At 60.0% G+C, this 19,845-nt stretch carries 7 protein-coding genes; 6 read left to right on the top strand and 1 reads right to left on the bottom strand.

The genetic code is table 11. The features are described from left to right. The first annotated feature begins 98 nt into the window (after window positions 1-98). From pvdM to Q6A51_RS17770, 6 genes are all read left to right on the top strand, one after another. Window positions 99-1,442, top strand: coding sequence for a pyoverdine-tailoring dipeptidase-like protein PvdM (gene pvdM / locus Q6A51_RS17795; protein ID WP_304575386.1), 1,344 nt, complete (start codon window positions 99-101; stop codon window positions 1,440-1,442). A 42-nt stretch (window positions 1,443-1,484) separates the two neighbouring features. Further along, entirely contained in the window at window positions 1,485-2,765 is a 1,281-nt protein-coding gene (pvdN, locus tag Q6A51_RS17790) for a pyoverdine-tailoring periplasmic protein PvdN (protein WP_304575385.1), read from the top strand. Window positions 2,766-2,806: 41 nt separating this feature from the next. Then, window positions 2,807-3,667, top strand: coding sequence for a dihydropyoverdine dehydrogenase (gene pvdO / locus Q6A51_RS17785; RefSeq protein WP_371856538.1), 861 nt, complete (start codon window positions 2,807-2,809; stop codon window positions 3,665-3,667). 199 nt (window positions 3,668-3,866) lie between these two features. Beyond that, a complete protein-coding gene (locus tag Q6A51_RS17780; protein WP_304575384.1) occupies window positions 3,867-5,531 on the top strand; it encodes a cyclic peptide export ABC transporter in 1,665 nt (554 codons plus the stop codon). Between the two features lie 308 nt (window positions 5,532-5,839). Then, window positions 5,840-8,278: a TonB-dependent siderophore receptor gene (locus Q6A51_RS17775; RefSeq protein ID WP_374063493.1), complete on the top strand. Its 2,439-nt coding sequence runs from the start codon at window positions 5,840-5,842 to the stop codon at window positions 8,276-8,278. A 343-nt stretch (window positions 8,279-8,621) separates the two neighbouring features. Further along, window positions 8,622-10,973 carry a TonB-dependent siderophore receptor gene (locus Q6A51_RS17770; RefSeq protein WP_304575426.1) on the top strand — a complete coding sequence of 784 codons (2,352 nt, stop codon included), beginning with the start codon at window positions 8,622-8,624 and terminating at the stop codon, window positions 10,971-10,973. Window positions 10,974-11,216: 243 nt separating this feature from the next. On the opposite strand, the gene Q6A51_RS17765 is transcribed toward Q6A51_RS17770, so the two are convergent. Further along, window positions 11,217-19,844 (bottom strand): non-ribosomal peptide synthetase, encoded by an 8,628-nt coding sequence (locus Q6A51_RS17765; protein ID WP_304575383.1) that lies wholly within the window; start codon window positions 19,842-19,844, stop codon window positions 11,217-11,219. Between the last annotated feature and the right edge of the window lies 1 nt (window position 19,845).

Genomic DNA, 19,845 nt, shown 5'->3' with positions numbered 1-19,845 from the left:
CTGCATCCGCGCTAAATTTTTCCGTCATCCGCTCGTTCTCCCCAGATAGCAAAGGCCCTTGTGCGTGCTTCTGAACGGCGAACCTGAAAGAGATGGCAATGACAAAACCGCGTTGGAAAAAGGCTCTTTTCATTGGCCTGCCCCTGGCTCTGGCGATCAGTGCAGGCGCAGGCTGGCTGGCCTGGAATTACTGGTCGCCATCGGGTTACCCGGTCAAGGTGATGAAACAGGCCGAAGAGCTGCAGGAACGAATCATTTCCTTTGACAGCCACATCACCGTGCCTTTGAAGTTCGGCAGCGAGCGCAACGAAGCGGACAAGGATGGCTCCGGGCAATTCGATCTGGTGAAGACCGCACGCGGGCGTTTGTCGGGTGCGGCACTGACGGTATTTGGCTGGCCGGAAATCTGGAACGGCCCCAATGCACCGCACCGCCCGACACCGGGCTTCGTGGATGAGGCGCGCCATCAGCAAGAGGTCCGCTACAAGATCATCACCGGCATGGTCCGCGATTTCCCGAACCAGGTCGGCATCGCCTACACCCCGGACGACATGCGCCGCCTGCATGGCGAAGGCAAGTTTGCGATTTTCATCAGCATGCTCAACGCCTACCCGCTGGGCAACGACATCAATCTGCTGGACCAGTGGACGGCGCGCGGCATGCGCATGTTCGGCTTCAGCTATGTGGGCAACAACAGTTGGGCGGACTCTTCTCGTCCGTTGCCGTTCTTCAATGACTCCCAGGACCCGCTGGGCGGGCTGTCCGAGATCGGCAAGCAGGCGGTGCATCGCCTGAATGATCTGGGCGTGATCATCGATGTGTCGCAAATGTCGAGCAAAGGCCTGGAACAGGTCAGCAAGCTGAGCCGCACGCCACTGGTGGCCTCACACTCCGCGCCACGAGCGCTGGTGGACATTCCACGTAATCTGAGCGACGAGGAATTGCAGCTCATCAAGCAGAGTGGCGGCGTGGTGCAGGTCGTGGCGTTCCCGGCCTACCTGAAACCCCTGACCCAGAAGACCCAGGACAAGCTCAACAAGCTGCGCAAGGACTTCGACCTGCCGCCACTGCCGAACCTGGCCATGGCGCTGATGCCGGGCGACGCGATCATTACCGTCTGGCCGGAGCAACGTTTCGGTGCTTACGCCAGCAAGCTGTACGCCATCCTCGAAGAAGAGCCCAAGGCCACCGTCAAGGACTTCGTCAACGCCATCGATTACACGGTGAAGAAGATCGGCATCGATCACGTGGGCATCAGCTCCGACTTCAACGATGGCGGCGGCGTGGATGGCTTCAAGGATGTCAGCGAGATCCGCAACGTGACCGCCGAACTGATCGAGCGCGGCTATGCCGAAGCCGACATTGCCAAGCTCTGGGGTGGCAACTTCCTGCGGGTCTGGGAGCAGGTGCAGAACTCGGCCAGACCGGTCACCCGCCAATGAACCTCTACAGCTTGCACACCGACATTTCAGGTATGGCCGCTCATGACTGACCGCAGAACCTTTCTCAAACAGGCTGGCCTGCTCGCGGCTGCACTGCCCATGGGTGCCAGCCTGACCCACTCGGCCACGGCGGCCGCTATCGAACTGGCTCCCAAGGACAAATGGACCACCTTGCGCGGCCTGTTCAATCAGGACCCGGACTATATCCACTTCGCCAACTTCCTGATTACTTCGCACCCCAGGCCGGTAAAAGATGCCATCGAGCAACACCGGGCCAATATCGATCGTAACCCCGGCCTGGCCATGGACTGGGACCTGCAGGAAACCAGCCGCCGCGAAGACAAGGTTCGCGAGTGGGCCGGCAAGTACTTCAATGCCAGGCCCGGTCAGATCGCCCTGACCGGCAGCACGACCGAAGGTCTGGCCATTATCTATGGCGGCATTCATGTACGGCCGGATCAGGAAATTCTCACCACCGAACATGAACACTTCTGTACCCGCAACATCCTGAACTCGCGCAAGAAGAGAGAAGGCACACAGGTCCGCAAGATCCGCCTGTTCAAGGATTCCAGCACCGTTTCGACCGACGAAATCATCGGCAATATCGCCCGGGCCATTCGTCCCGAAACCCGCGTACTGGGGATGACCTGGGTGCAATCGGGCAGCGGCGTCAAGCTGCCGGTCGGTGAGATTGGTGCCCTGGTTCAGGAGCAGAACCGTAATCGCGACGACAAGGACCGCATCCTGTACGTGATCGATGGCGTACACGGTTTCGGGGTCGAGAACCTGGACTTCCCGAGCATGAACTGCGACTTCTTCGTCGCCGGGACCCATAAATGGATGTTCGGACCACGAGGCACCGGCATCATCTGCGCCCGCTCGGAGCAGTTGAAAGATGTCACCCCGCTGATCCCCAGTTTTTCGGAAGCGACCCACTTCGGCACGATCATGACACCCGGCGGCTACCACTCCTTCGAGCACCGATGGGCGGTAGACAAGGCCTTTGAGTTGCACCTGCAACTGGGCAAGGCCGATGTCCAGTCGCGCATCCACCAGCTCAACACCTACATCAAGCAACGCCTGAAAGAACAGCCGGGCATAGAACTGGTCACGCCCATGGCGCCCGAACTGTCGTCGGGGTTCAGTTTCTTCAGAGTCAAGGACCGCAACTGCGACGACGTGGCGGCCTGGCTGATGAAAAACCATGTAGTGGTCGATGCCGTGGATCGAGATATAGGACCGGTCGTGCGCACCGCTCCGGGCCTGCTCAATAACGAGGCCGAAATAGATCGCTTCCTGGCCGTCCTCGGCCAACGCCCATGACGCTTGTCACCCGCTTTCAGTTTTCTGCCTTGAGGCCCGTTATGAACAACATGCTGTCCACTCTGTCCCTGACCGCCCTGCTGGGTGCGCTGTTGCCCGCAGCCGCCATGGCCGCCACGCCCGAACCGGGCAAGGTGTTCAAGGACTGCAAGGACTGTCCGGAAATGGTCGTGTTGCCTGCCGGCACCTTCACCATGGGCGCACCGGAATCCGAACTCGGCCGCCAGCCCGACGAAGGCCCGCTGCATGAAGTGACCTTTGCCAAACCGTTCGCCATCAGTCAGTTCCAGGTGCTGAGCGGCGAGTGGAAGGCCTATATCAAAAGCACCGGCTACAAGATGCCCGATGGCGATACCCGTCCGGGTCGCGAGTGCAAGGCCGGACAGCCGCGCTATCCACTGACCGATCGCCAGCCTGCGGTGTGCATGGACTGGAACGAAGCCAAGGCCTACGCCGCCTGGCTGTCGAAGAAGACCGGCAAAACCTACCGGCTGGTCAGCGAGGCCGAGCGTGAGTATGCAGCCCGTGGCGGCAGCACCGGGCCGTTCCCCTTCCCCATGGATGAAGGCAAGCAATACGGCATCGCCAAGCATGCCAACACCTACGGCCCGGAAGACGGCTTCAGCGTCACAGCCCCCGCCGGCAGCTACAGCCCCAATGACTTCGGCATCTATGACGCCCACGGCAACGTGTATGAGTGGACCGCCGATTGCGAAACCAGCAACTACAACGGCGCCCCCACCGATGGCAGTGCCTGGCTGGCCGGTGATTGCAGCTGGAAGATGATTCGCGGCAACGACTGGACCGAAGCGCCGATCTTCTCCCGCTCCGGTAACCGCAACAGCCGCAAGCCCGATGTACGTGGCGACTGGCTGGGCTTTCGGGTCGTTCGCGAACTCTGACGCTTTCACAACGCAATGCCGATCAGTCAAGGTCAATGAATCACTTTGCGGGAGGCAGCTTGCTGGCGACTCTGGCGTACAGACGCAGAATATCTGCCAGTTTTCAGGCCTTTTCGCCAGCAAGCTGCCTCCCACAGGTTTTGCTTGTGCCTTGACTGATCGGCATTACCGCTACAACGGACAATAACGAGACAACAGCATGACACCCAAATCAGAAAGCCTCGCCCGGGAAACCCTGAGGATCCTCAAGCCATTCTGGTGGCTGGTGGCTCTCTCCACTGTGCTGGGGGTTGTCAGCGGCCTGAGCGTGACCGCCCTGCTGGCCACCATCAACAATGCGATGAACATGGCAGGCGGCCCCGACACCCACACCGCTCTGCTGTTCGCCGGCCTGTGCGTGCTGACCCTGGCCTGCTCTACCGTCTCGAACCTGTCGACCAACTATGTCGGCCAGCGTGTGGTCGCCAACCTGCGCCGGGAGCTGGCCGCCAAGGTGCTGGTCGCGCCCATCGAGCAACTGGAGCGCTACCGCTCACATCGCCTGATCCCGGTGCTGCTCAATGACGTGAACACCCTCAGCACCTTCGCCTTGTCGATTGCGCCGATGGTGATTTCGTTCACCGTCACTCTGGGCTGCCTGACGTATCTGGCCCTGCTCTCGTGGCAAATTCTGGCCCTGACGGTACTGACCGTGGTGCTGGGCACTGGCGCGCAGTACCTGGCTCATCATTTCGGAACCCGCAGCATCATCGCAGCACGTAACGGCGAAGACGAATTGCAAAAGCACTATCAGGCCCTGTCGGCCGGTGCCAAGGAACTGCGCATCCAGCGCAAACGCCGTCAGCACATGCTTGATGAGCAGATCCATGGCGCGACCGAGCGCATCTGCCGATCCAACGTACGCGCCGCCAACATTTTCGTCAGCGCAGAAACCTTCGGTTCGATGCTGTTCTTCGCCGTCATCGGCATCGCCATTGCCTTTCAGGCGCTATGGCCAAGCACCGAAAAGACTGTGCTGGGCGGTTTCGTGCTGGTCATGCTGTATATGAAAGGCCCACTGGAACGCCTGATCACCGCCCTGCCCGGCATCAGCCGCGCACAGATCGCCATGCGCCGCATCGCCGAACTGTCGTGGAAGTTCTCCAGCCCCGAGCCGCACCTGCTGGTCAGCGATCGCCCCAATACGCTGGCAAACATGCAGACCCTGGAATTGCATCAACTGCGTTATGACTACCCACCCGTGGAAGGCAGCGAGTCCTTCCATCTCGGCCCGGTCAACCTGAGCATCAAACAGGGCGATATCGTATTCATCGTGGGCGAGAACGGCTGCGGCAAGACCACGCTGATCAAGCTGCTGCTGGGGCTGTACAAGCCACAGCAAGGTGAAATCCGCCTCAACGGCAAAGCGGTCATGCCAGAAGAGCTGGACGATTATCGCCAGTTGTTCACCACCATCTTTGCCGACTACCACCTGTTCGACGAACCGATGCAGGGCGAAGCGAAACTGCCTGCCGATGCGGGTAAATACCTGGAGCGTCTGGATATCGCTCACAAGGTCAGCATCCGCGATGGCGCTTTTACCACCACCGACCTGTCCACCGGCCAACGCAAGCGCCTGGCCCTGATCAATGCCTGGCTGGACGAGCGTCAGGTGCTGGTGTTCGACGAATGGGCCGCCGATCAGGACCCGGCGTTCCGCCGCGTGTTCTACACCGAGCTGTTGCCCGAACTCAAGCAGCAAGGCAAGACCATCATCGTCATCTCCCACGACGACCGGTATTTCCCGATTGCCGACCAACTGGTGCGCATGCAGGCCGGCAAGATCGACGTGGAACAGGTGCAGGCCGAACAGGTATCTGCCTGAATCCAGCCCGTTATCCATGACATGGCCCCGCCCGGCTCAGACCGCGAGCGGGGCTTTTTTTGCTCTTGGGAAACACCAGAAATGGCCTTGCGCCATCTTTTTAAAGGCAAATGTGAAAAATTCATTAAATAACTGAGAGGCATTTTCGTTCTCTTTAGCAACAAACCTGCGCGGGCATCTGTCGTCAGCCTGGCTCCCTGTAAAAAGTTGAACAGCGTTTGCTCCGATTCTGCACAAGCCAGCCTCCGGACAGGCCTGAACAACGCTCTTTGATCTCCCTGCCAATACCAACTAGAAAGAGCCACTCCATGTACACACCATCACGACTCACACCACTGAGCAAGGCCTTGCTGATCAGCCGCATGTTCCGCCCAAGACCTGCCATGGCAGCAATTGGTCTGGCGCTGAGCATGCCCATGGCCGCCCAGGTACAAGCCCAGGAAATCGAGTTCAGTATCCCGGCCCAACCGCTGAGCAGTGCCCTGAGTCAACTGGAAAGCCAGGGTGGTGTGCGCGCGGTTTATAGCCCGGCGGACGTACAAGGTAAAACCAGCGGCGCAGTACAAGGCAAGTTCACTCCGGCACAGGCAGCGGGGAAACTGCTGGCCGGAGCAGGCCTGACCTACAGCCTGCAAGGCAATGCACTGACCCTGAGTGCGCAGGACTCATCGGCGGCCATCAACCTGGCACCGACCGCGATTGACTCCCAGTCTCTGGGCACCACCACTGACGGCACCGGCTCCTACACCACCGGTGCGACCACTATCGGCAAGGGCGCAGCACAATCGTTGCGTGAAACGCCGCAATCGGTCACGGTCATGACCCGTCAGGTCATGGACGACAATAACCTCACCAGCCTGAGCGAAGTGCTGGAAGACACCCCTGGCATCAGCTTCCAGTACCGTAACTTCGGTGGTCACGTGTATACCTCCCGTGGCTTCTCGCTGCTGGCGGAAAGCTTCCTGGTCGATGGCATTGGCGGCCAGGGCTACCAGATCACCGGCTGGATGCAGCCGGACATGGCGATTTATGACCGTGTTGAAGTATTGCGCGGCGCTTCGGGCCTGCTGGTGGGCGCAGGCCAACCCGGTGGTGCAGTGAATCTGGTGCGCAAGCGTCCGACCGCCGAGAACAAGTTCTCGATCACCACCCGTGCGGGTTCATGGGATCAGTACCGCGTCGATCTGGATGGCAGCGGCAAGCTCAATGATTCGGGCACTGTCCGTGGCCGCATGGTGGCCGCTTATGAAGACAACGGCTCGTATCAGGATAACCGCAACAGCCGCACGCCCCTGCTGTATGGCATCCTCGAAGCCGATGTGACCGACGACACCACGTTGACCATGAGCCTGCGTCGTCAGGAAAAGGTCATCAACGGCTACTCGATCTACGGCCTGCCGCGTTATAGCAACGGGCAGTCGCTGGATCTTTCCCGTTCGACGAACCTGGCTCCCAAATGGAACCGTCTCGAAACCTACATGAACGAAGCCTTCTTTGAAGTCGAGCATCGCTTCAACGAAAACTGGCTCAACAAGACCTCCCTGACCTACTCCGAAGGCGGATTCGATCAGGCCGTTGCATTTGCACGTGGTGCAGTCAACCCGACAACACTGGCTGGCTCACGCTTCCAGAGCACGCTGTTTCGCGATGATGAAGTCAACAGCCTGGGCTTGAACAGCCAGCTGGAAGGCAAGTTCGACGCCTTCGGCCTGTCCCATGAGGTCACTTTGGGTGCTGACTGGTCGAGACAGAGAGCAGACAACAAGAACGTCACAATCGCGACTCCCCTTGCCATCAATATCTTCGATGTCGACACCAGCTCACTTGCCAAACCGGTGAATACAGGCTGGACAAGCAATTACGTCTCGACTGAAGAACGAGCTGGCCTCTACGCCAATACCCGCATCCACCTGACCGAGCCTTTGAGCCTGGTACTGGGAGGACGCCTCAGTTGGTTCGAGTATGACTACAACGCCAAATACGGCCCGGCCCTGTCCTATGAATCCAAACAGACTCAGGAATTTACACCTTTCGCCGGCCTGATTTATGACATCAACGACAACTGGTCCTGGTATGCCAGCTATGCGGATATCTTCACCCCGCAAGCCGCTTACAGACAGGTCGGCGGCGCCCCGCTGGACCCGGCCATTGGCTCCAACTACGAAACGGGTATCAAGGGTGAACTGTTCGACAAGCGACTGAACCTGTCGATGGCTCTGTTCTATATCAAGCAGAAAGACGTGGCCTATGTCGACCAGACGACAGAAGAGCTCTGCCCAGGCGGCTCTGACAACACCTGCTACGTCCAGGGCGGCATCAAGCGCAGCAAAGGTGTTGAAATCGAAGCAAGTGGCGAAGTACTGCCAGGGCTTCAGGTCTTTGGCGGCTACACCTTCAACCAGCTGGCAAACAGTTCCGATATGGAAGTGGCCTACGAGACGCCAAAACACATGCTGCGTCTGAACACCAGCTATAACCTGCCCGGCGCCTGGAACCGTCTGACTCTGGGCGCTGGCGTATCGGCTGACTCCGGTTACACAGTACCGTCCAACGATCAACTGGGTGTTGCAGGCCGCGCCATCTGGGATGCACGCGCCTCCTGGAAGCTCGACGAGCACTGGACCGTCGCTCTGAACGCCGACAACCTGTTTGATCGCAAGTACTACACCACAGCCGTGGCTCTGGATCGCTCCAACCTGTACGGCGAACCACGCAGCTACGTCCTGACCCTGCGCGGCGACTTCTGATCCCGCTCACTGTCTGCGGATGAATCGATCCGCAGCGCACCACAAAAAGACCAGAGGCCAACCTCTGGTCTTTTTTATTTACAGAATTCACTAAATTGATTCCGACCTCATTCGTATGGATTCTTTATGAATCACGCTGAAAAAACGTGCCGTGAACAGACTGCTTTCAACGCAGCATGACCGAACGCAGTAGTTTTCACATAGCCTGGTAAAGGACGACCAGAGGCAGTGCCCCATACGGCTGTATGGTTTACCCTGCGTTACTGATCGAAGAGCCATCACTATGCAATCACGCACCCGCCCTCCACTGCCTGTCCGCCTGCTGCTCCAGCCAAGGCCTGCGATGAGAGTGGTGAGCCTTGCGCTGCTGATGGCGTTCAAGGGTGAGGCCCTGGCTCAGGAAATCGAGTTCGATATCCCCGCCCAACCCCTGAACAGCGCCCTGAATGAGCTGGGGCGCCAGGGTGATCTGCAAGTGCTGTACAACCCGGACGATATCAAGGGCAAAAGCAGCCAGACCGTGCGCGGCAGGTTCACCCCCGAGCAGGCAGCCAGAAACCTGCTCGAACAGGCCAGAGTGCCTTACAACCTTGAAAACAACACCCTGACGCTAACCGCCATTGTGCCTCCGGTCAGCCTCAAGCCCTTGTCGATTCAGGCGCCGCCGACAGGCCTGACGACCGAAGGCTCGGGTTCTTACACCACGTCCGCAGTGAGCATCACCAAAAGCGCCCAGTCCCTGCGTGAAATTCCGCAGTCGGTGAGTGTCGTGACCCGCCAGTTGATGGACGACAAGAACCTCTACAGCCTGGAAGACGTGATGGCCCAGGCCACCGGCGTCACCTTTTCCCAGCGCAATTTCGGTTCCCATGTCTTCAGTTCCCGTGGCTTTGCCATGGAGGACGAGAGCTACACCATCGACGGCATATCCGGTCAGGGCTATAGCGTGACCGGCTGGATGACCCCCGATATGGAAATCTATGACCGGGTGGAAATCCTCCGGGGCGCTGCAGGGCTGCTGATCGGCGCAGGCAACCCCGGCGGCACGGTGAATCTGGTACGTAAACGTCCTACCGCCATACCGCAGTTTTCGATCACTACCCGCGCCGGCACCTGGGACAACTATCGGGTCGATCTGGATGGCAGCAGCAAGCTGAACGATTCAGGCAGCATTCGTGGCCGTTTCGTGGCGTCCTATGCGGATCGTGGTTACTTCATCGATGGCCTGGAGAAGTCTGCACCTCTGCTGTACGGCATCCTGGAAACCGATCTGAGTGACGACACGACCCTGGCTGTAGGTCTGCGTCGCCAGGAAGCCGACATCAAAGGATTCACCATCTTCGGCCTGCCCCGCTACAGCGATGGCGGTGCCATCGACCTGCCGCGCTCGACCTCTCTGGCTCAGGACTGGAACCGTCACCAGACCAGTACGGACGAAGTGTTCACGGAGCTGGATCATCACTTCAGCGAGAGCTGGTCGGGCACATTGTCCGCCACCCACTCCACGGGTTCATTCGAGCAGAAAGTGGCTTATGCCCAAGGCGCCATCGACCCGACGACATTGACCGGCTCCCGTATCGCCCGGACCCTGTTTCGCTCCGACCAGTTGCAAAGCAACGGCTTCGACGCGCACATGGATGGTCATTTCGAGGCCTTCGGCCTGGAGCACCAACTGACCTTCGGCGGCAACTGGTCGGAGCAGACGCGCAAGTCCAGGCAGGTCAACGTAACGTCCAACCAGCCAATCGACATCTTCAACCCCGACAACCACCTGATTGCCGAACCGGCACAGCCCGACTGGACTTCCATCACCGATTTCAGCGACAAACGCTATGGTGCCTACACCAATCTGCGCCTGCATCTCTCCGAATCGTTGAGCCTGGTCATGGGCGGTCGCCTCAGTTGGTATGACTACCAGACCCAGGCGGCAGGCGTCACCCGTAAGTCCAGGGAGGAACATGAAGTCACGCCGTTCATAGGCACGATCTACGACCTGGACCCGAACTGGTCGCTGTATGCCAGCTACACCGATATCTTTCTGCCGCAAAGCGTTTACCGGGATGCCGCTGGCAACCTGCTGGAACCGGCCATAGGCTCCAACTACGAAACCGGCATCAAGGGCGAACTGTTCGATCAGCGCCTGAACCTTTCGTTTGCGTTGTTCTACGTCAAGCAAAAGGATGTGGCCATAGAGGACAACACCCACCCTGGCGAGTGCCTGATGAACGATATCTACGGCACCTGCTACCTGAACGGCAATATCCGGCGCAGCAAGGGCTTTGAAGTAGAAGCCAGCGGCGAACCCTTGCCCGGCCTGCAAACCGTGGCGGGCTACACCTTCAATATGACCCGTGGCAGCGACGGCCAGTCCATTTCGGCCGAAACACCCCGACACCTGTTCCGCATGACCGGCAACTACACCCTGCCCGGCACCTGGAACCGTCTGACCCTCGGCGCCGGGGTTTCGGCCCAGAGCGGCTATTCGGAAGCGGAATCATCAGCAGAAATCAAAAACCCCGGCCGCGCTATCTGGGACGCCAGAGCCTCCTGGAAAATCGACGAAAACTGGAGCGTGGCCCTGAACGGCAATAACCTGCTGGATCGCAAGTATTACAAGGCGACCGGGGATGTCGACCGAGGGAATTATTACGGCGACCCGCGCAATTACATGCTCACATTGCGTGGGGAGTTTTAGAGCTGCCGAAGGCAGCAGCGGCAAGCTACAAGCTACAAGCTACAAGCTACAAGCTACAAGCTACAAGCTACAAGCTACAAGCTACAAGCTACAAGCTACAAGCTACAAGCTACAAGCTACAAGCTACAAGCTACAAGCTTTTGACTTAAAGCTTAAAGCTTAAAGCTTAAAGCTTAAAGCTTAAAGCTTAAAGCTTAAAGCTTAAAGCTTGCCACTTGCCACTTGCCACTTGCCACTTGCCGCTCACCTCCCCTTCAGTTCTTCTACAACCCCATCCAAAAACGCCTCCCCTATCACAATATTGTCGTGTCGCTCCTGAATTGTGGTCGAGGAGCGCAGCCCGTTTACCGAGCATTGTTCTTCAACCACGGCTTGCGCCTTGAGGATCTGATCCGGTTCGCGGCTTTGTCCTGCCCACCAGCAATCCACTTTCACGTCCAGTGTCTTGAGGGTGAAGGCTTCGGCCAGTACGGCATTGGCGTGCAGCAGTTTGTAGCCGGTTTCGATTTCATCCTGGATCGCGATGTCCTGGAACACGCTGCGCAGGCTTTCGACGCCGATACCGGCATCCTGTGCAACCTGTTCGATCACCCGGTCAGCGATTTCACGTTCATCCTTGAGCGATACCCTGGCGCTTGCGATCAACTCGATAACACGCTCACGGGCCAGCCCCGGCACGAACGCCACCAGACTCTGGATCAGGCTCTGGAACAGGTTCTGGTCCTGATTCCGTGCCCGGACTTCAGGGTCTTCCTCGATCCAGCTCAGGCCTGCGCAAGCTGGCAGCATCGTGTCCACCAGCGCCAGGAAGTTCACCTTGTCGCCGCCGCGCTCCAGGATATGAGCGACATCGATGGCCAAGGCTCCGCCCAGGGACCAGCCCAGCAGGTTGTATGGTCCGACAGGCTGGGTGAGTCTGATCTGCTCGACGAAGTAACCGACCATTTCCTCCCATGACCTGTCGAACCAGCCCGGCACCACATAGGCCTTGTTGACCAGACCATACACCGGCCGATCTTCGCTCAGCCTGCCTGCCAGCGGGTAATAGGAGTAAGTGCCGCCGCCACCGGGCGGCAAGCAGAACAGCGGGGTTTTGTCAGACTGGCTGTTGTTCATGCGGATGACCGCAGACTTGACCTTCGCCTTGCCTGCCCGCAGGAAGTCAGCCAGTTCGCCCAGAGTCTGCATCAACAGGAAATCATGCAGTTTGATGGAGATATCGAACGCTTCGCGAATCCTGCCCGCCAGGGACACCGCCAACAGCGAGTGGCCACCAAGAGCAAAGAAATTGTCGTTGAGGCCCACACGCTCGACTTTCAGCACGTCCGCCCAGAGACCGGCAAGCCGCTCTTCCAGTTCGGTACGTGGCGCCACATAACCTTGTTGCAACTGGCTGGCATCGGGCTTTGGCAGGGCCTTGCGGTCCAGCTTGCCGTTGGCGGTCAGCGGCATGACTTCCAGCGCGACAAAGTGCGTCGGCACCATGTAATCCGGCAGCAGCGTCTTGAGATGCTCCTTCAATCCATTCGCATCCTGCGCGCCATCGTTCGCGACCCAGTAGGCTGCAAGCTGCTTGCCGCTCGGGCCGTCGATATCGATCACATGGGCTTCGCGCACGCCCGGATGTTCATTGAGCCGCGCCTCGATTTCACCCAGCTCGATGCGCAGCCCGCGGATCTTGACCTGATGGTCGATCCGGCCTGCATAGTCGATCACCCCATCGGCACCGTAGCGTGCCAGGTCGCCAGTACGATACAGGCGACCGCCATTGGCCGAGAACGGATCGGGCACGAAGCGTTCGGCAGTCAGCGCAGCACGCTGGTGGTAACCCCGCGCCAGCCCCACACCGCCCAGGTACAACTCGGCCGCAGCGCCACGGGCTGCCGGTAGCAGGCCGTCATCCAGAATGTGCGTCTTGAGGTTATCGATAGGCTGGCCGATCGGCACGCTCAGGGTATCGTCCGGCGTGCAGGTCCAGTGGGTCACGTCGATGGCGGCTTCGGTCGGGCCATAGAGGTTGAACAGACCGGCTTGCGGCAAACGCTTGAGCACTTGCGACGCCAGCTCAGCCGGCAAGGCCTCACCACTGCACACCACGCGGCGCAGGCTATGGCAGTTTTCCACCTGCTCATGGGTCATGAAGGCCTGAAGCATCGAGGGTACGAAGTGCAGGGTCGTGACGTTGTAGCGGGTAATGGTCTGCACCAGACGCTCAGGGTCCCGATGATCCCCCGGCAAGGCTATCGCCAGACGTGCGCCGGTGAGCAGCGGCCAGAAGAACTCCCAGACCGAGACGTCGAAACTGAACGGGGTTTTCTGCAACACGGTGTCACTGGCATCCAGCCCGTAGGCTTTCTGCATCCAGTGCAGGCGGTTGACCAGGGCACGATGGCTATTGCCAGCGCCTTTGGGTTTACCCGTCGAACCTGAGGTGTAGATCACATACGCCAGGTTTTCGGGATGGGTGCGATTGACCGGGTTGTCCTGACTGTAAGCCTCCAGCCAGTCACCTTCCTGATCCAGGCACAACGACTGAACATGATCGGGCACCGGCAGGCCTTGCAGCAGCGAAGTCTGGGTCAGCAACAGGCCAATGCCGCTGTCAGCCAGCATATAGGCCAGACGATCCTGCGGATAATCCGGGTCCAGCGGCACATAAGCCCCACCGGCCTTGATAATCGCCAGCAAGCCGATTACCAGTTCCAGGCTGCGTTCGATACAGATCCCCACCAGCGCATCCGGGCCGATACCCGACTCGCGCAGTTTGTGGGCCAACTGGTTGGCGCGGGCGTTCAGTTGCGCATAGCTCATCTGCTGATTGTCGAAGATCAGCGCCGGAGCATCGGGGGTCGCCAGCACCTGGGCTTCGATCAGGGTTTGTACGCACCGCTCGCCCGGGAACTCGGCAGAGGTGGCGTTCCATTCGTGCAGAATCTGTTGCTGCTCCCGTTCATCCAGCAACGACAGCTCGCCGATGGCAGCAGCCGGATCACGCACCAGCGCCTGAAGCAGGTGCTGGAAGTGGGTTGCCAGTTGCGTCACCACGTCTTCACTGAAGTACTGACGGGCGTAGCTCAGGCGCAGGGACAGCGTCTCGCCCAGATTCACCACCAGGGTCAGCGGGTAATGCGTCTGTTCCTGGTTGATCAGGCCACTGAAGGCCAGGCCGTCCGGCGACGCCTGTTGCAGGGCTTCGGACACCGGGTAGTTCTCGAACACCAGAATGTTGTCGAACAACGCTTCGCCACCGCTGGCCGCCAGACGCTGGATTTCGTACAGCGGCGTGTGCTCAAACTCACGCAGGGCAAGGTTCTTGTCCTGCACTTGCTGCACCCAGTCAGCGACGGTCTGTTCAGGTCGCGGGCTGGCGATGACCGGCAAGGTATTGATGAACAGGCCAAGCTGCTCTTCAACCCCCGGCAAATCCGCCGGGCGTCCTGCCACGGTTGCACCGAAGGTCACGCTGGATTGCCCGGTGTAGCGCTGCAACAGCAGCAGCCATGCCGATTGCACCAGCGTGTTCAGTGTCACACGCTGCTCGCGGGCAAACTCGCTCAGGCGCTGAGTGCTGGCAGCATCGATCAACTGGAAGTGATCGCCATGGCCCTGCCCGCCGGCATGGGACTTGAGCGCCTGCACCAGGCGGGTCGGCTCATCCAGCTCGGCCACCTGCTCGGTCCAGAAGCGCTCGCTGGCCTGTGCATCCTGGCGTTGCAGCCATTCGATGTAATCGCGATAACGGCTGCCCTGTTGTGGCATTGGCTGACCGCTGTAGCGTTGCAGCACTTCGCCCAACAGACGCGAACTGCTCCAGCCATCCATGAGGATGTGATGGCTGGTGTAGACCAGGTGATGGGTATTGTCGCCGGTGCGCAATACCGCCAGACGCAAGAGCGGCCCCTGAGCCAGATCGAAACCTTTCTGCCGATCCGTTTGTGCCCAGTTATCCAGCCAGACAGAGGATTGCCCCTGAGCATCCAGCTCGACAAACGGCACGTTCACTGTGCGCTGCACCACTTGCAGCGAGTGTTCCAGATGGCTGACGAATCCGCTGCGCAACACTTCATGGGCATCCACCGTCGCCTGCCACGCAGCCTGGAAACGCCCGACATCAAGACCGGCCACATCGACGCGCATCTGGTTGATGTAGTTGCCCGCCTCTTCCTCGAACAGGGTGTGGAACAGCATGCCTTGCTGCATCGGCGAGAGCGGGTAGATGTCTTCGATTTCACGCGGGTTGATCGACAGTTGCCCCAGTTGTTTCTGACTCAAACGGGCCAGCGGGAAGTCGGACGGGGTAATGCCGCTCGCACCCTCGGTGGTGCAATGGGCGATCAGTTGCTGCAATTCCCGGGCGTATTCATCGGCCAGGCGCTGTACGGTATCGGGCTCGAAAACCGCCGCGCTGAAACTCCAGCTCAGGCGCAACTCGCCGTTGTAGACCTGACCATTGATGCTGATCGGGGCCGCCAGCGGGGCCTCACTGCTCTGGGACGTGCCACTGCTTTCCCCCGAGGGTGCGAACAGCGCATCGCTGGCATCGAAACTGCCATCGAACTGGCCCAGGTAATTGAAGACAATGCTGCCCTGCGCCAGTTGTTGCAGACTCTGCCGCACAGGTTCTGCGCCGAGATAACGCAACACGCCGTAACCGATGCCCTTGTTGGGGATGGCACGCAGTTGCTCCTTGATCGACATGATCGAATCGGCAAGCTCCGCATGCGGAGTAAGCCTGACCGGATACAGGCTGCTGAACCAGCCAACGGTGCGGCTCAGGTCAATGTCGTCGAACAGGTCTTCGCGGCCATGGCCTTCCAGCTTGATCAAGGCATCGGGCTTGCCGGTCCAGCGGCTGATCACACGGGCCAGTGCGGTCAGCAGCAGGTCGTTGATCTGGGTGCGATAGGCGGCCGGAGCGTCCTGTAGCAATTGCCGTGTCAGGTCGCCGTTCAAGTGAGTGGTCACGGAGGTGGCGTGTTTCTGCTGCTGCCCGCCGTCCGGATGGTCGACCGGCAAGGCATCGCTGACGTGCTGCAACTGCGCTTGCCAGTAAGCCAGTTCCGATTCTAGCGCCGGGCTTTGGGCGTAAGTGTGCAACTGCGCAGCCCAGGCCTTGAGAGAGCTGGTCTTGGCAGGCAACGCCAGAGCCTTGCCGGTATTCAGGGCGACATAGGCTTGTTGCAGGTCTTCCAGCAAGACACGCCACGATACGCCGTCCACTACCAAGTGATGGATGACCAGCAGCAGGCGCTGTTCGCCTTCGGGCAGGCCCACCAGCACTGCTCGCAGCAGCGGGCCATTTTTCAGGTCCAGACTGCGCTGGGCTTCGTCGGCCAGTTCGGTCAGGCGCGACAGATCATTGAGTTCGTGTTCCCAAAGCAGGTCACGGGTGTTCAACGGCCCGAAGGTCGCCTGCCACTCGCCATCCTGTTGGGCAAAACCCAGGCGCAAGGCGTCATGTTGCTCGATCAAGGCCTGCAAGGCGGCCAGCAGATGACTGGCTTCCAGCAGGCTGTTGGGTTTGAGCATCACCGACTGGTTCCAGTGATGGCGCTCGGGAATGTTCATCTCGAAGAAACGTGCCTGGATCGGCAGCAGCGGCAGGCTTCCGCTGACCTGCTCGACCACCGCAGCAGGCTTCTTCTGGATCAGCTTGGCCACCGTCGCCAACTGGGCGATGGTCTGTTTCTCGAACAGTTGCTTGGGGCTCAGCTTGAGGCCCTGACGCTTGGCACGGGCGATGATTTGCAGGCTGAGGATAGAATCCCCGCCCAGCTCGAAGAAGTTGTCGGTCGTGCCGACCTTCTCCAGCTTGAGTACATCGGCCCAGACGGCGGCGAGCTTTTCCTCGATCTCGCCGACCGGTGCGGTATAGCGCTGTTTGACCACGCCCGGCTTGGGCAAGGCGCGTTTATCCAGCTTGCCGTTGGCGGTCAGCGGCAGGCGTTCCAGCACCACGAACTGCGCAGGCACCAGGTATTCCGGCAGGCTGGCGGTCAATTGTTCGCGCAGGGCTTCCACTTCCAGCTTCGTACCCGCCGTTGGCACGCAATAGGCCACCAGTTGCAGGCGGGATTCGTCGCTTTCCAGCGGCAAGGCCAGCACCACGGCTTCGGCCACGCCATCCAGCGCTTGCAGCACCTGGCCGACCTCACCCGGCTCGACCCGATAGCCGCGAATCTTTACCTGATCGTCGGCACGGCCCAGGTATTCCAGCAAACCGTCTACCCGGCGCGCACGGTCACCGGCGCGATACAGACGCTCGCCATCGCCTTGCGGGTCCGGCACGAAACGCTCGGCAGTCATGGCCGCGCGTCCCAGATAACCTTGAGCCAGGCCGCGACCACCCAGATACAACTCACCGGCCACCCGCTCGGCCATCGGGTTCAGCCAGGCGTCCAGCACCCGCGCCTTGCCGTTGGCCAGGGGTTGTCCCACGGGCACGCTGCGGCAGGCCTCGAGTTTTTCCTGCACCTCATGGGTCAGAATACCCACCGTGGTTTCGGTCGGGCCGTAGTGGTTGACGATCCTGCAACCCGGTTTGAGGGTTCTGATCTGTTCGATCAAGGCCCAGGAACTGGCCTCGCCACCCAGAATCAGCATCTGCTCCGGCAGCACATCGGAGGACCTTGCCGCCTGCAATAAGCCTTGCAGGTGGCTCGGCACGATCTTCAACACTGCCACCTGATGCTCGGCCATGTACGCGGCGAAACCATCGGGATCGAATGCCTGTTCATGGGACAGCAAATGCAGTTGACGACCGGATGCCAGGGCGCCGAACAACAGCGTATGCCCAAGGTCCGCAGCCACGGTGGACACCATGGCCATGCTCGCCTCGGCGCTCAGAGAAAGACGCTGGAGCACGCCTTGCAGATAGTTGGCCAGCGCGCCATGGCTGATGACCACGCCTTTGGGCTGCCCGGTGGAGCCGGAGGTGTAGATGATGTAGGCCGGTTGCTGCGCCAGCACTTGAATATTCAACGGGCTTTTATCGACATCGGCCCACAGGCTGGCGTCATAGGCCAGCACCGGGCAGACACCCAGGCTGGCAGCCTTGTCATCGCCTCGGGCGTGGATCAGCAGCACCGCGCCGCTGTCTCTGGCCAGTTGCTGCAAGCGCTCGGCAGGTTGCTGGGTATCCAGCGGCAGGTAAACCGCACCCAGTTTCAGCACAGCCAGCAGACTGACCACCCACTCCACCGAACGGTCCTGACACAGCGCCACGGTCATGCCAGAGGCAATGCCTTCGCCTTGCAGATAACGGGCGAACTGGCTGGAGCGCTGTTCCAGCTCGTCATAGCTCAGCACTTGCTGACCAACACGCAATGCCGGCTTGCCCTGCCCGGCTTGCAGGCCTTTTTGCCACAGGGTCAGGAAATCGGAACTGGCGAAATCGGCAGTTCGAGGTGCAGCCGGAGCCGTGACGGCAAGCGGATGATCCGCCAGGCGCTCGCCGGAATGCGCCACCAGCGCTTCCAGCACGTCATGCAACGACGCCGCGATACGCTCGATGGTCGAAGCCTCGAACAGGTCGGTGGCGTAGGTGAAATAACCGCGCAACCCCGACGGGGTGTCGGTGAAGTCAAAGGCCAGGTCGAAACGCGCATCACCGCCGCCCACCGGGAACTCGGCCACGGTCAGCCCGGCCACAGCCGTACCGGCGTTGCCTTGATCACCGGCAAAGACATGCTGGTTGATCTTGAACTGGAACAGCGGGTTGTGGCCCAGATTACGCTCGGGGGCCAAGGCATCCACCAGATGCTCGAACGGCAACTCCTGATGGGACTGCGCCCCCATCACCACGTTCTTGACCTGATCCAGCAGCTCGACGAAGGTCTGGCGCTCATCCACCTGAATGCGCAGCACCTGGGTATTGATGAAGAAGCCGATCAGGCCTTCCAGTTCATTGCGGGTACGACCGGCATTGGGCGCGCCGATGCGGATATCGGCCTGACCGCTGTAGCGCGACAACACCACCGACAGCGCGGCCAGGGTCAGCATGAATACGGTCTGACCGTTGTTGCGCGCCAGAGTCTTGAGCCGGGCGGAGAGTTTTTCCGGCAGGTCTGCCCGCACAATGGCACCGCGATAGCTCGGCTGGACAGGCCGTTCATGGTCCAGCGGCAATTCCAGCAATGGATGCTCGGTGCCCAGTTGTTGCTTCCAGTATTCGAGTTGACGCTCACCCTCGCCGGCTTCCAGCCAGGCGCGCTGCCAGATGGCGTAGTCGGCATATTGAATCGCCAGTGGCGGCAATTGAGCAGGCTGTCCGGCGACCTGCGCCTCATAGAGCTGAACGAATTCACGAATCAGCAACTCACCCGACCAGCCATCGGAGACCACGTGATGCATGCACACGGTCAACACATGCTCGGCGTCGTTCAGGCGGAACAGTTTCACCCGCAGCAGCGTGCCGCTCAGCAGATCAAAGGGCGCCTGCAATTCGGCTTTGACCTGCGCCTCAATGTCGTCGTGGCTGGCATAGGCGACGTCCAGTGCGACGGTCGCCTGTTCAAGGATTTCCTGATGAAACTCGCCGTCTACCGATACGAATCGGGTGCGCAGGGTTTCATGGCGCTGCACCAGCAGTTCAAGAGCCTGCGCCAGGGAGCGCTCATCCAGCGGGCCATTCAGACGCACAGCCAGCGGCACGTTGTAGGCGATATTGCCCGGCTCCAGTTGCCAGAGGAACAGCATGCGCTGCTGCGCGTAGGACAACGGAATACGTTGTACGTCATGGCGAGTCACCGCGATGGGCAACAACCTGAAGCTTTGCCCGGTCTCGCTCATCTTGGCGAGGATCTGGCGGCGCTGCTCCACAGGCAGGCCGACGAAACGCTGGGCAATACGTTCTGCTGCAGACTTGTCCATG

The sequence above is a fragment of the Pseudomonas serbiensis genome, assembly GCF_030580745.1.
GTDB lineage: Bacteria > Pseudomonadota > Gammaproteobacteria > Pseudomonadales > Pseudomonadaceae > Aquipseudomonas > Aquipseudomonas serbiensis.
This window is presented reverse-complemented; position numbering and strand designations above follow the sequence as displayed.